This is a genomic window from Photobacterium halotolerans DSM 18316 (assembly GCF_000425165.1).
GTDB lineage: Bacteria > Pseudomonadota > Gammaproteobacteria > Enterobacterales > Vibrionaceae > Photobacterium > Photobacterium halotolerans.
This window is the reverse complement of record NZ_AULG01000024.1, coordinates 1-15088: the sequence shown is the minus strand read 5'-3', so window position 1 is coordinate 15088 and position 15088 is coordinate 1. Positions and strand designations below refer to the sequence as shown.

General features: G+C 49.9%; 10 protein-coding genes and 2 pseudogenes. 9 read left to right on the top strand and 3 right to left on the bottom strand.

The window, feature by feature from the left end:
• Positions 1–79: 79 nt before the first annotated feature.
• The 3 genes and pseudogenes from H511_RS0106410 to glgB form a co-directional block, all read left to right on the top strand.
• Entirely contained in the window at positions 80–2542 is a 2463-nt protein-coding gene (locus tag H511_RS0106410) for a glycogen/starch/alpha-glucan phosphorylase (protein WP_027251555.1), read from the top strand.
• Positions 2543–2645: 103 nt separating this feature from the next.
• The gene (gene malQ, locus H511_RS0106405) at positions 2646–4829 is read left to right on the top strand and encodes a 4-alpha-glucanotransferase (protein ID WP_027251554.1); all 2184 of its coding nucleotides are present in this window, start codon (positions 2646–2648) and stop codon (positions 4827–4829) included.
• 51 nt (positions 4830–4880) lie between these two features.
• Positions 4881–6737: pseudogene (glgB, locus tag H511_RS22770) on the top strand (1,4-alpha-glucan branching protein GlgB); the annotation flags it as partial.
• A gap of 46 nt (positions 6738–6783) precedes the next feature.
• Here glgB and H511_RS0106395 read toward each other — a convergent pair.
• Entirely contained in the window at positions 6784–7302 is a 519-nt protein-coding gene (locus H511_RS0106395) for an RNA methyltransferase (RefSeq protein WP_027251553.1), read from the bottom strand.
• Between the two features lie 1195 nt (positions 7303–8497).
• Here H511_RS0106395 and H511_RS0106390 point away from each other — a divergent pair.
• Complete coding sequence (locus H511_RS0106390) at positions 8498–9286, top strand: hypothetical protein (protein WP_027251552.1); 789 nt, start codon at positions 8498–8500, stop codon at positions 9284–9286.
• Between the two features lie 184 nt (positions 9287–9470).
• Positions 9471–9947: a hypothetical protein gene (locus H511_RS0106385; RefSeq protein ID WP_027251551.1), complete on the top strand. Its 477-nt coding sequence runs from the start codon at positions 9471–9473 to the stop codon at positions 9945–9947.
• A gap of 169 nt (positions 9948–10116) precedes the next feature.
• Here the strand turns inward: H511_RS0106385 and H511_RS22765 are convergent, their stop codons facing one another.
• Together H511_RS22765 and H511_RS24310 are read right to left on the bottom strand one after the other, a co-directional pair.
• Positions 10117–10299 (bottom strand): hypothetical protein, encoded by a 183-nt coding sequence (locus H511_RS22765; protein ID WP_051287950.1) that lies wholly within the window; start codon positions 10297–10299, stop codon positions 10117–10119.
• A 153-nt stretch (positions 10300–10452) separates the two neighbouring features.
• A pseudogene (locus H511_RS24310) lies at positions 10453–10768 on the bottom strand (transposase domain-containing protein); the annotation flags it as partial.
• Between the two features lie 269 nt (positions 10769–11037).
• Here H511_RS24310 and H511_RS24045 point away from each other — a divergent pair.
• From H511_RS24045 to H511_RS24305, 4 genes are all read left to right on the top strand, one after another.
• Positions 11038–13386 (top strand): S-type pyocin domain-containing protein, encoded by a 2349-nt coding sequence (locus tag H511_RS24045; protein ID WP_051287948.1) that lies wholly within the window; start codon positions 11038–11040, stop codon positions 13384–13386.
• On the top strand, positions 13379–13876 hold the full coding sequence (locus H511_RS0106365; protein WP_027251549.1) for a hypothetical protein: 498 nt from the start codon (positions 13379–13381) through the stop codon (positions 13874–13876). The genes H511_RS24045 and H511_RS0106365 overlap by 8 nt, the downstream gene beginning before the upstream one ends.
• Before the next feature lie 297 nt (positions 13877–14173).
• Positions 14174–14479 (top strand): hypothetical protein, encoded by a 306-nt coding sequence (locus H511_RS0106360; protein ID WP_027251548.1) that lies wholly within the window; start codon positions 14174–14176, stop codon positions 14477–14479.
• Positions 14480–14855: 376 nt separating this feature from the next.
• Positions 14856–15088 (top strand): helix-turn-helix domain-containing protein (locus H511_RS24305; protein ID WP_155804818.1); only part of this gene is annotated, 233 nt, incomplete at its 3' end.

The following is a 15088-nucleotide window of genomic DNA, read 5'->3' as shown; positions in this document are numbered from 1 at the left end:
TTTTTCCAGTACCGCGCAGGCAGCATTAACCTCAACAGTTTTTTATTTTCTACAATTACAACCCGACAGCGAGAAACGAATGATGCAAACGCAAACCAAGATGCCTACCTTTGACAAGGCGGCTTTTCAGGCTTCGGTTGAGCAACATCTTCTGGTTACCTATGCGCAGACACCAGCGACAGCGACGTCACGCCACTGGTATCTGGCTATGAGCCGTGCACTGGCAGACATAAGCACAGGCAACCTCATTGATACCGAGCAGCAGTTGTCTGCCCAATCCTGCCGCAGTGTGAACTACCTCTCACTGGAGTTTTTGATTGGTCGTCTGACTGGTAACAATCTGATCAGCCTGGGCTTGTATGAGCAGGTTTCCGGCGCCATGGCTGCGCTTGGTCAGAACCTGACAGATTTGCTGGAAGAAGAGCGCGATCCTGCGCTTGGCAATGGCGGGCTGGGCCGGCTGGCGGCATGTTTTATGGACTCACTGGCCGCGCAGGAATTTCCGGCTGTGGGTTATGGTTTGCACTATGAGTACGGGCTGTTCAGGCAATCCTTTGAGCATGGCCGTCAGATGGAAGCCCCGGATGCATGGCGTGGTCAGGAAGGCTATCCCTGGGAAGTCTTGCGTCCGGAGCTGAACCAGACAGTCGGCTTGTATGGTCATGTCGAGGTGTACACCGATGACGCTGGCGCAGAACGCCGCCGCTGGGTGCCTGGTATGCAAGTAGACGGGATCGCCTGGGATCTGCCGATTATCGGTTATCAGAATAACAGTGTTTATCCTCTGCGCTTGTGGGAGTGCCGTGCACCGGCACCGTTTGATCTGGCGCTGTTTAACGACGGCGATTATATCGCGGCGCAGCAGGCGGCGATTCAGGCCGGTAGTGTCACGAAAGTGCTGTACCCGAATGACAATCATGAGCAGGGTAAAACCTTGCGTCTGATGCAGCAGTATTTCCACTGCGCCTGCTCGGTAGCTGATATTCTGCGTCGTCATCTGGCCGCAGGCCATGCGATTGAAGATCTGGCCAAACTGGAAACCATTCAGCTGAATGATACCCACCCGACAATCGCGATTCCCGAACTGATGCGCATTCTGCTCGATGAGCATTTCATGAGCTGGGACGATGCCTGGTCTGTCTGTAACTCAGTCTTTGCCTACACCAACCATACCTTGCTGCCGGAAGCACTGGAGACCTGGAGCGAATCACTGATCGCTAATCTGTTACCGCGTCACTTAGAAATCATCTTTGAGATCAACCACAGATTCATGGATCTGGTCGAGGCTAAATGGCCGGGCAATGATGAGGTGAAACGCAAACTGTCTGTCATTCAGGAAGGCAACGAGCGCATGGTGCGTATGGCGAACCTGTGTGTGATTGGTGGCTATGCGGTGAACGGCGTGGCGGCACTGCACTCGGAGCTGGTTAAGCGCGATCTGTTCCCTGAGTTCGACGCACTGTATCCGGGTAAACTTCAGAACGTCACTAACGGTGTGACCCCGCGTCGCTGGCTGAAATTCTGTAACCCGGCACTGAGTGCACTGATAGATGAAAAAATCGGCACAGACTGGCCGGCTAAACTGGAACAGCTGTCGTCACTGGCTGACTTTGCAGATGATGCCGAGTTCCAGCACGCTTTCATGGCAGTGAAGAAGGCCAACAAACAGCGTCTGGCCGATTGGGTAGCCGACAACATGGGGATTACGCTTAACACAGATGCCATCTTCGATGTGCAGATCAAGCGACTCCATGAATATAAGCGCCAGCACCTGAACCTGGTGCATATTTTGTCGCTGTATCACCGTCTGCTCAATGATCCTAAGTTTGATATGCAGCCGCGCGTGTTCATTTTCGCGGCCAAAGCCGCGCCGGGTTATGCGCTGGCGAAAGACATCATTTTTGCCATCAACAAAGTGGCAGACAAAGTGAACAATGACCCGCGCCTTGCCGGCAAGCTGAAAGTGGTCTTCATTCCTGATTATCGTGTCAGCCTGGCGGAGATCATCATCCCGGCTGCGGATGTGTCGGAGCAAATATCGACGGCCGGTAAAGAAGCCTCCGGCACGGGGAATATGAAACTGGCCCTGAACGGTGCGCTGACTGTCGGCACCATGGACGGCGCTAATGTCGAGATCCGTGAAGAAGTCGGCGATGACAATATCTTTATCTTCGGTTTGCTGGTGGACGAAGTCATGGAACTTGTCCACAAAGGCTATCAGCCAACCCGTTACTACGAGTCTGACAGTCTGCTGAAAGCCTCGCTGGATTTGCTGCTGGGCGATACCTTTACACCGGGTGAGCCGGACGCACTGGCGGGCATTTGCCACAACCTGCTGGAGGGGGGCGATCCGTATCTGGTGCTGGCTGATTTCGCGGATTACGTCACGGCTCAGGAACGTATTGACCACGCTTACCGGGATAAAGCCGGTTGGGCGCGAAAAGCGATACTCAATACCGCGCTGGTCGGCAAGTTCAGCTCAGACCGCAGTATTCGCGACTATGTAGAGAACATTTGGCAACTAAAAGCGGTAAAACGCTGATATTTTTGCCGGGGCTGTGTAGTCCCGGCGTTATTGTAAGTAGTGACATAGGCTGAATTTGTGGGAGAGACAGTCAGCCTTAACCGTGTCACGGAGAAGAAGAATGAGAACAGAAAAGGTTGTGAAAGAGATTGCCAGACAGGCCGGGCTGGCTGACAGCTACATCAGTGCCTGGGGTGCGGAAACATCTGTAAGTACTGAGACACTGAGCCGGTTACTGAGCGCACTGGGTTACGATACCAGCAGTGATCAGGCGCTGGAATCCTCAGCGGCCAGATTACAGCCGAGAGAAGTGCTGGCCCCGATGAAAGTCGTTCGCCGCGGTGAACCTGTGCATATCGAACTGACTCTGGGACGCAGTGCCCGTATCAGCGATTTCAGCTGGCGGCTGGAAACGGAGCAGGGTGAAGTCATGGAAGGCTGGCTGCAGTCGCAGTTGGTGACAGATGACCGTGAGCAGGGCGGCGGTATGACATTTGCGCTGCCTGACCTTGCGCTGGGCTATCACAGGCTTGAGATTTTCCGTAAACGCCGTCAGTCACCTTATGAAATGACACTGATTGTCACCCCCACGGCTTGTTATAAGCAGCCGGCACTGGAGAAGGGCAAGAAGCTCTGGGGCGCCAGTGTCCAGCTGTATTCAGTGCGTACCGGTCATAACTGGGGTATCGGCGATTTTGGCGATCTCAAGCATCTGGTGTCTGATATTGCATCCCGTGGCGGCGATTTTGTCGGCCTGAACCCGATCCATTCTTTGTTTCCGGCCAATCCGGAAGGTGCCAGCCCGTACAGCCCGTCTTCCCGCCGCTGGCTGAACATCATCTACATTGATGTGTGTTCCGTCCCGGAATTTGCTCAGTGTGATGAGGCGTTGCAATTAGTGGGCAGTGACGAATTCCAGCAGCGCCTGGTGGAGGCACGTGACAGTAACTGGGTCAATTACAGTGAAGTAGCCTGCCTGAAAATGACTGTGCTGCCAATGCTGTTTCACACCTTTCAGCAACGTCATCTGGCATCACTGACCGCTCGTGGCCGACAGTTTCTTGATTTCGTCGAAACCGGCGGGGAGAGCCTGCTGCACCAGGCCGCGTTTGATGCACTTCATGCCGAGCTGAAAAATCAGAACGATCAAATCTGGGGCTGGCCGGTTTTCCCGGAGCAGTATCGTCACTTCGATAACACCGCGGTAAAACAGTTTATCGCCGCGCATCCAGAGCAGGTTCAGCTATATATGTACCTCCAGTGGCTGGCAGATACCCAGTTGGCTGAAGCGCAGCAACTTGCCGAAGAGAAAGGCATGGTCATGGGACTTTACCGGGATCTGGCCGTCGGAGTGTGCGATTCCGGCGCAGAAACCTGGGCGGATCATGATGCGCTGTGTCAGGGTGTCAGTGTTGGTGCGCCGCCGGATATCCTGGGCCCGCTGGGGCAGAACTGGGGTTTACCACCGTTTAACCCTCAGGCCTTACGCAAAACGGCCTATCAGCCGTTCATTGAATTGCTGCGTGCCAATATGCGCCATTGCGGCGCGTTGCGTATCGATCATGTACTGGGTCTGCTGCGATTGTGGTGGATTCCAAAAGGCGAATCGGCCAAACAAGGCGCTTATATGTACTATCCGGTCGATGATCTGATGGCGATTCTTGCGCTGGAAAGTCACCGCCATCAATGCACTGTGATTGGTGAAGACCTGGGCACAGTGCCTGATGAAATCGTCGATAAACTGGCGAGCGCCGGTATTCACTCTTATAAGGTGTTTTTCTTCGAAACCGCTGAAGACGGTGGCTATTATTCGCCGTCGCACTATACCGCTCAGTCGATGTCGGCCTTGTGTACCCACGATATGCCGACCTTGAGAGGCTTCTGGCATTGCGACGATCTCAAGCTCGGGCGTGAGCTGGGGTTGTATCCGGATGAGCAGCAACTGCAGGGATTGTTCGACAGTCGTGCAGAGAGCAAACAGCGCATTCTGGACAGCGTCAACTGGCATGGTTTCCTGCCGCCAAATGTCGGCCGTGACGCCCGGTATGTGCCTATGGACCGTACTCTGGCCGAAGCGCTGCAGTTACATCTTGCCGCGGGTTCCAGCGCATTGCTCAGCCTGCAGCTGGAAGACTGGCTGGAAATGGATAAGCCGGTCAATATTCCGGGTACGGTAGATGAGTATCCGAACTGGCGCCGCAAGCTGGCGTTGAATCTTGAAGACTTGTTTAACCGTCAGGACATCATGGATCTGACTAAACGGTTGACGGATGTACGCCGCCAGGCTGCCGAGAAGCAGGAGTAAATCGTGAGCGCCGGACATGTAAAGATCAAAGACTGGTTGCCGGATCTGGCTGAACTGGCTCAGCCCTCGAGCCAGTATCACCATATGGGTGCGCAACTGTTAACGCTTGAAACCGGCGGCTCACCGATCTCCGGCGTACGTTTTCTGGTGTATGCGCCTAATGCCTCGGCGGTGAGCGTGGTGGGCGATTTTAACCACTGGGACAGTCGCAGCCATCCTTTATCCGCGCTGGAGCAAGGGTACTGGGGCTGTTTTGTCGACGGTCTGGCCGCCGGTGAGCGCTATAAATTTGAACTGCGCGATCAGGCGGGCAACAGCCTGCCTCACAAGGCCGATCCCTGGGGCTATCAGGCCGAGCAGTATCCGTCATTTGCGTCCAGAGTCTATGATCACAGCCGTTATCACTGGCAGGACTCACCATGGCAGCAGCGTCAGGTGACAGCCAAGCACGAGCAACCGCTTTCCATTTACGAGCTTCATCTGGGTTCGTGGCGGCGGCAGGACTCAGGTGAAAGCCTGAGTTACCGGGCGTTGGCGGCCGAACTGATCCCGTATCTGACGGATATGGGATACACCCATGTTGAGCTGATGCCGGTGGCGGAACATCCCTTTTACGGCTCCTGGGGCTATCAGCCTGTGGGGCTGTTTGCCCCGACCAGCCGCTATGGCTCGCCGGATGATTTCAAGTTTTTTGTCGATCAGTGCCATCAGGCCGGGGTGGGCGTGATTCTTGACTGGGTGCCGGCACATTTCCCTGCCGATGATCACGGTCTGGCCTTTTTTGACGGCACCGCCTTGTTCCATGATCCGGATCCGCGTCGCGGCTGGCATCAGGACTGGCAAAGCTATATCTACGACTATGGCCGCGAACACGTGCGCCGTTTTCTGGTCGCCAATGCCCTGTACTGGTTTGAGCATTTTCATATCGACGGCCTGCGGGTGGATGCTGTCGCATCTATGTTGTATCTGGATTACTCCCGACAACCAGGGGAGTGGATACCCAATGCCGAAGGCGGCAATATCAACCATGACGCAGTCAGTTTATTGCGCTGGATGAATGAAGAAGTCTACCGCCGTTATCCCAATGCCATGACGATTGCGGAAGAGTCAACCAGTTTTCCCGGCGTCTCCAGGCCAACTTATGAAGGCGGGCTGGGGTTTGGGTTCAAATGGAACATGGGCTGGATGCACGACAGCCTGAGTTATATCCGCCAGGATCCGATTTACCGGCAGCACCATCACGATACGCTGACGTTTCCCTTGGTATACGCTTTTAGTGAGAACTACGTGCTCTCGCTGTCACACGACGAAGTCGTCTATGGCAAAGGCTCGCTGCTGAATAAAATGCCGGGCGATGAGTGGCAGCAAACGGCCAATCTGCGTGCCTATCTGGCGTATATGTATGGCCAGCCCGGTAAAAAGCTGAACTTTATGGGAGCCGAGATCGCCCAGAGTGCGGAGTGGAATCACGACGGGGTGCTGGAGTGGCATTACCTGCAGTATGACCGCCATACCGGCGTACAGCGCTTAGTGCGGGCGTTAAATATCCTGTATCAGTCGACCCCGGCTCTGTATGAACTGGATTGTGATGCTTCCGGTTTTTCCTGGTGCGTGCACAACGATGCCTCCCGCAGTGTGATTGCTCATGAGCGCTTCGCCCGCAATGGCGACAAAGTGCTGGTGGTCAGTAACTTCACCCCTGTGGCCCGGCAACACTATTTCATTCCTGTCCCTCAGCCGGGTCAGTATCGGTTAATGCTCAATAGTGATGACAGTCAGTACTGGGGCAGCGGGATGCCGGTAGAACAAACGGTGAATACCGTCTGGGATGAGGCGTCAGGTGCTGAAGTGATACGGATTGACCTGCCGCCATTGTCGACCTTGTTCTGGCAATGTATGCCGGGTTAGACGGGGCGATGAAACAGAAAGGGCCAGCTTATGGCCCTTTTTTATGTTAAGCGCAGCCCTTTACTTCCAGCCGGTTTTTATTATCCCGGTTCGAGACGATTTGCTGATGATCATCAATGGCACCCAATGTTTTGGCTAATCTGTCATACAAGACCACATTGACCGTCGCTGCCAGATTCATACAGCCATTGGTGGGCACATACACAACATGATGGGCTTTATCGACCACCTCTTGTGGCAGTGAGCTATCCTCCGGACCAAACACATACACGGCGTTTTCAGGATGGGTAAAGCGAGGCAATGCCGTTGCGCCAACCACCAACTCAACACAGACAATTTCTACATCATCGGCTAACCCGGCCGTAAGCTCGTCCATCTCGACCAGTTCAATTCGCTCATGGCTGTTATGGGTATCGGTGTGGAATTTTGCTGCGCGGTTATAGCGGGTACCGTTATAGCGCACTTCTGTCGCGTCATAACAGCCTGCGGCGCGCATTACTGCGCCCACATTCGTCGGGCTTTTGGGGTTGTACAGTCCAATAATGACCGTTGACTGTGTTGTCATTGTGTTTGATCTACTTTTGTATTGCTTTAAGGGGAGCGTGTTGGACACGTGAGTGGGGGGATTATGGCCCTAATGCAGCAGAAGTGCTATTGCGGGGTAACATTTTTTGGGATTCGGTGAGTATGTCGCGCTTGGGTTCGGTGCATTTCTTGGCATTGTCTGATGCGCGCCAGACACTCTTTGTGGGCAAAGAGTGTCCAGAAACCCCTTTTGTTCTTTGGTGTCGGCCGGGCCTGTTGTAGGCGCTCCCGGCGCCGACAACCTGAAAATTCGTCCTGAATTTTTCCCAGGGGGAGTGGGTTTGTTTCGGCTTTTTGGGGTGCTGTGGTTGTGGATTCTGGTTCAGCGGAGGTATGTCGCGCTTGAGTCTGGTGGTTCTTTTAGCATGGTGCGATGCGCGCCAGGTACTCTTTGTTGGGGCAAAGAGTACCCAGAAACCCCTTTGTGTTCTTTTGTGTTGTCCGGGTCGGTTGTAGGCGCTCCCGGCGCCGACAACCTAAAAATTCGTCCTGAATTTTTCCCTGGGGGAGTGGGTTTGTTTCGGTTTTTTTGGGGTGTTGTGGCTGTGGATTTTGGTGTAGCTGAGGTATGTCGCGCATTTGGTTCCGTGGCTGACTTGGCATTGTCTGATGCGCGCCAGACACTCTTTGTGGGGCAAAGAGTGCCCAGAAAGCCCTTTTTGTTCTCTGGTGTTGTCCGGGTCGGTTGTAGGCGCTCCCGGCGCCGACAACCTAAAAATTCGTCCTGAATTTTTCCCCTGGGGGAGAGGTCGGCATCGAATTTCTCATTCCTGCTTTAAAGATACACGCCAAAAGCTAAATAATTTATTTATAATTCAATCGCTTAGTTTTACTCCTGCGCAGGCGGGAATCCATGAAACGAGTGCAATTCTATGGCTTCTCTGTACTGGGTAAGTGACCGATGTCGCTTTTCTCACAAACTTATGTGTCGCTGATTTTTTTGGGGTAAGTCATGAAATACAAAAAAAGCAAATAATATCAATTGGGTAGCATCAGACGATTGAGTAAGATATACGACCTGATGTCGTGTATCTTACTGATAGATTTATCTGGTTAAGCGTATTTAGTTCAATATAATCAATCGCTTAAGTTATTTCTGATTGAAAGAGTTATATGACAGATTTATACGACATGGTATCGTTGAATAAAATGTTATGCTCCGAGGAATAGGTGCAATGTACGTGTTTGAGATCATAACTCCAGGAACATGGCTCGAAAGTGAAGACCGAGATTGGTCATGGAAAATCGGAAATCTGCTGCAATCACTTAAATCCCAGTATTTTGAAGCGAATCTTGCACTGAACTTGTTTACTGAAGCCAGATCAGCCCGCCCCTCATTTGCCGACCGCGATAACTGGAACGAGGTCGCCCAACGAAGAAGTGAGATTCGGCAGGAGATAGACCAAGAGTATGGTGGGCTTTCTGGACGCGCGCAGTGTGATGATATCCACTTTGAAACAGAAGTCCGGTTCAAAAGAGAGAAATGGGCGAATGGATTTCAACCACGCGAGTTCGAGCACAACTTACCCTTTCTCTACGCGCGAGCCTTTCTCTACGCTATTGATTCATTCGATAAGTTCTTCGGGGTGCTATCAAGAGAAGAAGGTATACCGGAAATCGTGGCAGAGTTGCACGCTCAGATAGGCGAAGCTTTTCCCGATCTTCGAGGCGTGAGGAACACCGCTCAGCACTTAGAGGATCGATCTCGTGGTCTCGGTGCTGGTAGAAACCCACAGCCACTGGACTTGAAGCCAGTCGAAAACAATATGGTAAGTGCCCCCAACGGAGGTGTGCTCATTCTCAACTCCCTTAATGGCTCAAAATATGGCTCAACAATGGCTGACGGCCATTATGGGGAGGTTGATGTGTCACCGGAATCGATGGAGAGGCTTCAAAAAATCCTGGAACAGCTTTTGGATGCATTCGATTGGCATGGGCCAAAACAGCATGGTCCAAGTGCCTGAGCATAACAAATGCGTCAACGGGACCGCTTTGTTTCGCTGCCGCTCCACAAACCAGCCAGTTACGCCAGCGTTATGCATTTCCCCCCTGAAAAATGCTCAAGTAGCAAAATGACGACTAATTAGTTATACATAAATGTGGCGTCGTATTTTTATGTGGTGTGTTTTAAATCTGAAGGTAATCATCATGTCGCAAGAAATTCTACGAAAGTATCAAGTAGAAAGTACAAAGGCTTTAATTCAAGAAATGGGTGACGAAGCAGCAAAGCTTTCTTCCTTCCTCAAGGATATCGAAGAGCTGTGCCTGTGGCATGGAAAGTTCTTTGATTCACGTACCGGAGAAAACAGCCACAGCCATGCTATCAAATTTGGCAACTATGTCCCTGGTTCGAAAGGTGATTGGGCGTTTTCTATAGAACTCCGCCCAACAGAGTGGTTTGTTACGATGCCTTGCAATGGCCGTAACGGGGTTACAAATGAAATGTTTACTAAGTCGGCGATCCCTAATGTCGTAAACTCGACAAACCATACTAGAGTGAAAAGTGAGTTCTGTGACCGTGTCTTGGTTTGGATTGACGAAGGTTTAAAACAAGGTGTTCTAGCTTCAAATACTGGACGACTGCCCTTTTATCCTGCTAATAACCCAAAGGTTATAAATGCATAACAAATAACGATAAGTGTCACGCAGCCGTCATTTTTCCAGGTGTTGGACAAGCCCAAAGCGGCATTATTATGGAAATAGCTTGGTTGAACGCCGGAGGGCGGCGATGCGGACTATTTTTATCTGGCACAGTAAGTCCATAAGCTATCAAATGGCTAATAACTTCAGTTGGTTACATGATTGCGCTGAAAGGTGTGACATATTTCGATGCCATGATCTTTGGCGTTTGACCGAGCTTATCCAGCTCTACGACCCAGTAATGAGAGACACCGCAGACTTCCATCCAGATGATAGCCTGCGGGATATTGGCAAAAGTTTCTAAGACTTTCGACTGTGTTATTGTTCTGTACTTCAATACTTTGCTTTGATGATCCTCACCGTGGATACTGTGGCTAAATCAATGCCATAGGAAAATTGTGACATGGTGGCCTCTGGTAATTTCGTAATCAGACTTACCAAGTGTGGCAAAACCTGATGAGGGAGGGAGTCTATGTCATTCGTTTTAGTTTCAGTGTGAGAAGTTCCACGGTAGCAGTGAATCGATATCAGGCTCAGGCTTTGCCAACTCTTTCATACATTTGACCATGTAGCTGTAGAGGATGAGACCGTTCGCTTTTGCTGTCTCGATTATGCTGTACAGCAAGGCGCGGCATCGGCTTGGCATGAGCTTGTCTTTCAGCACAACGCTGTTCAGCTGGGGCAGATTTTAACCGCGATTCGAGTGTATATAGTTTTTGGATTTTGGCTAACGCCACATCCATTTTGCCTTTACCCTTAAGCTTTTTCGCTGCCATGAACTTACGACGAGCGTGAGCCAAGCAACCTCGGCTTTGATGGAGAATGTAAGCACAGTTTGATATGACACACCAATAAGCTCTGTGGGTCGGTGCAAGCTTGTGCGTTCCTTACCGATGGTCCCATTTTTTAGCAACGCAAGCGTTAAACACCAGCCCGTCATATCAACCGCCTGAACCTGCATTCTGAAGTCAAAATCAGTCATTTTTACAGTCAAATTCCGTCACACCGCACCCCCTTCAGGTGATAAAATGTGTGTAATATGTCTGATATTTAAGCATTTTTTTCAGGAGGTTCGGTGAGTGTTGATGACGATTCGGTAAACAGAAAATTTCCCAATGCGGCCTTTAAACCGCTGGATGAATGTATCATTCTGCGCCCGCCACCGCCGGTACGGGAAGATCCGGCACCGGTGGCACAATTTGAGTACAGCTTCGACTTGTCCTGCTCGCTGAGTTCGCTGCGTAAGCACGGCAATTGCGAGTTCTTTCTCGGCAAAACTCGGGAAGAAAGCCGACGGATGAACTGGGAGGAAAAGCCGGTGGAGCACGGTTTCCGGTTCACCACTTCAGTCATGGCGAATGAAACCAAACGTCTCTATGCGGCCTGTATCTGTGAAACTCTGGGTGTGTCAGAAGGAAAGCCGGTGACGGTGCATCCGAAAGGCACAGATAAAGCACTGGAAGCTTTTATGGCTGTAATACCTGCGGTGGAAATTGATGGACGTCTGGGGCACCCCAGTCAGGGGTATTTCTATCACTTCTGCAATGGCAGACTGATGCAGGAATATCAGATTCTCGGGGAGAAACGCTGGGCATTTCGCGCGACATATACCACGCACGAAAGGATCCTGGATGACTATTATCAGGGCAACCTGAGTGCAATTTTGTTGCAGTGGAAGCGGAACGGGGCACTGGTGAATGACCAGTATCTGGTTTATCGTCGGGAGCGGATCACCCGCCTGCATCTGGAACACCTGAGTGAAGACTGGTTGTTGCAGAACGGTGTAAAAATCGACCTCAATGCATTGCAGGATGCCATCCAGCAACCTGTGCTGGCGAGGGCCGCAGAGGAAAGCGATGATGATCAGAGGCCGAGGCTGAAGACTCACACCGTGCAGCGGGATCCGGCCACTGGTGAGCGCGAAACATGGACCGACATTGCGGCGCAGTACGGCTTGAACACCCGTGAGCTGCTGAATTTGAACCTGAGCTATGAAGCTGACTCGTTATCGCTGGATGTCGGGCATCAATTAATCGTGCAGTCATCGGATGTTTCGGACGTCCCCAAAGCTATTCGGGAGTTGCCACCGAAACCACCGCAGGCGTTCAATCAGGCCCTGAACAGTCATTATCGTTACGACGGCCAATGTATTGAAGACACCACCATTCATCCGATCCGTAAAAATTATTTGGTGCGCGATATTCCGGTCGTCCGCATTAAAACTGTAGTCACCCCGGTATTTGCTAAGTCGTGTCATACGCCAGCCGGTAGCAATGATGCAGGGACTGTCAGTGAACATCTGGATAACTTTGGTCCTTGGATGCTGTTTGGTATAGCTCCGGCTGAGGCATCATTTGTTGTGCCTGCGCCGTCACCGCTTCCTCCCGTCAACGATGGTGGGGTATCTAATGCGGCAACCCGTAATTTTAATCAGGAAGCCGCAACCCAGCTTACCAAACTGGCTAGCTCAGCCCGGAACGAGGATAAGGACGATTTTTGGGACAGGTTCAGGCCTGTTTCACCGGCCCTGGAAGCGTTATTGGTGTTAAAGCAGATTGACTGGCACCAGGATGATACACAGTACACCGAAGTCGAATTGCAAAACGACCTAGAGAGTGTGCAAAGCCGTATTCGTATCAAACTAACCCCACCAGATTCGGGTGAATACTATCCGAAAGTGCGTGCTTATCATGTGGACGAGACGCGCATACCGGTGCGATATCTTAACTTAGACAAGGATGGGAAAAGTTACTCGGTTGCTCTGGAAGAGCATGGCCCTCATATTACATGGAAACCCATTGAAAATGCCCCACCAGAGTGGCGGCTGACACCCGGCCATGACGATGGTTATGTGGTAAGTGACATTCTTACCACGCCGATTCCGTCAGATATCGAGACTCCAACAGTTGAAATTTTTCCGGGTATTGAGGATTTTCACTGGAGTGACGTCGTTCTGGTATTCCCGATTGATTCAGGGATACCACCGATTTATTTGGTTTATAGCAAAAAGACCCGATTGCCTCGCAACAATGGCCGCTGGGTAGAGGGTGAACCGGGTGATGGCCTGTGGAAGTCGGATCATCCCAGGGTCAATAAGATTACAAACGGAGAACCGATTCCTTTTAAGAATGGCAGACCAGATTTTAGTAAGTGGTCATTAGGTGAATTAGATTTTGATTCCGGTGTTCTGGATGGCAGTAGGCAGGATTTTAGATTAGTCTATGAAGTAATAGCCAGACAACGGAATTTACGTAGCAAAATCGCAGCCAAAAAATTGCTAAAGAAAAATCGTGTGACTCCACATCACGAAACAGTGACACAAATTCAGCTAATTCCATCTGATTTGCACAATAAAATTCCTCATATTGGTAGTGCTTCAGATCTCAGAGAAATGAATCAGGACAGTGAGATAAACAATGATTGATATCATAGAACACTTGAATAAAATTGGTGTTGAAATAGAGCGGCCATCGCAGGCCGAATTTAGTGAACCCACTATGCCTAAAAATGCCTACAATGTGGTCAAACAATACCAGAAGTCGATCGATTTTGACTTGTCCATACAGTTTAAACCTCAATATGCTACAGGGTTGGAAGGCAATTCAAAAAAACTCCCGTTAGAGTATCTATGGGGAATCGACGAAGGAAGCCTCAATATTGAAGAAGCCAATGACGAGTTGAAATGTTTAGAGGCGGATTCCAGCTTGTATTCAATTGGTCTGTGTTATGGTAGTAACCACATTTGCATTTCTAATGAACATCCTGGTGTTTATCTTTATACAAATGGCATTGCAGAACCCTTGTTCAAGCTATTTGATAGCATTGATGACTTTTTTAAATCTTTAGAAGTTGAAGAAGATGATCCGATTAATGATCCTCGTTTGGATAATGTCAAAGTAAATCTAAGATTTTAATAAATTTCTGAAATGGATAGAGTGAGAAAGTGCAAAAATTCTATCCATTTTATTTCAAACTTTTCATATTGTCACAGCATCCGAACTCGAATGATGAATAACAATGATTGATATTATTCAAAAGCTTCAGACAATAGGCGTAGACGTTGAGCGACCATCTTCTCGTGATTTTTCCGATCCTAAAATGCCTCATGTTGCTTATGATGTAGTGAATCAATACCAGTATTCTATCTTGTTCAATTTGCCAATCTGTTTCAAACCTCAATACCAACGGGATTAGAGGGAAAGGATAAGAGGTTGCCTTTGGACTCCCTTTGGGGAATAGAGGATAGAAATTTAAATATTGTTAAAGCCAATCATGAATTGGAAAACATAGGATCAAGCTCTGATATGTACTCAATCGGGCGGTGTTTTGGCGGCCATCATATTTGCCTATCTAGTCTTCATTTCGGTGTTTACCTGTTCACAAATGGTATTGAAGAGCCACTCTTTAAGCTCTTTGATAATGTAGATAATAACTTTTTTAACTCATTAGAAGTTGAACAAGAAGAGCCCATTGATCCAGCTCGTATTGCTGCAATTAAAGCGGATTTAAGGTTTTGATTTCGGAGTTGGAGTGATTGTTACTTGAATTCCCATCTGTGACGGGAAATATTCTATCGGGTTAAGTTGTGCTGCCTGAAATATCTTCAATAATTCATAGGCTTCGTACGGATGATTTATTCTTTGTTTGATCTTATTCAGATATAGAAGCGGAGGTGCATAAGTGAGAAAGAGATGAGAGCAACAACTGTTGGTTTTGTTGACTAAATCGGTTTGAACTTTTCTCACAGTTAGCGTCCTGATCATGGAACGTTTACTAAATAACTGTTCCTAAATGTAGATCACTGATAAGTAGAAATTGAAGGGAACTCGGTAGCGTTTGTGCGATCTGATCAGTCGCCAAACATCCAAAACTCACAAAACAGTACCGAGTGCCATGATTCTAACATTACCCGACCGGGCAGAGCGACGTCGCCTCATTAAAAATATACATAAAACCAAAGATAAGGATCACTGCCGACGTTTGACTGCCATTTTGCTTCTCGCTGAAGGCCAGACTGTTGCTGCTGTATCCAATACACTTGCTGCAGCTCGGTCTTCTGTAAACAGGTGGGTTCGATGGTACACAGAGTGCGGTATCGAAGGTCTGGAAAGTTCAACGAGAGGCCG

Bases quoted from the DNA above. Each gene is read 5' to 3' on its own strand.
- H511_RS0106410 (WP_027251555.1), top strand. From the start codon at position 80: ATGATGCAAACGCAAACCAAGATGCCTACCTTTGACAAGGCGGCTTTT.
- malQ (WP_027251554.1), top strand. From the start codon at position 2,646: ATGAGAACAGAAAAGGTTGTGAAAGAGATTGCCAGACAGGCCGGGCTG.
- H511_RS0106395 (WP_027251553.1), bottom strand. From the start codon at position 7,302: ATGACAACACAGTCAACGGTCATTATTGGACTGTACAACCCCAAAAGC.
- H511_RS0106390 (WP_027251552.1), top strand. From the start codon at position 8,498: ATGTACGTGTTTGAGATCATAACTCCAGGAACATGGCTCGAAAGTGAA.
- H511_RS0106385 (WP_027251551.1), top strand. From the start codon at position 9,471: ATGTCGCAAGAAATTCTACGAAAGTATCAAGTAGAAAGTACAAAGGCT.
- H511_RS0106365 (WP_027251549.1), top strand. From the start codon at position 13,379: ATGATTGATATCATAGAACACTTGAATAAAATTGGTGTTGAAATAGAG.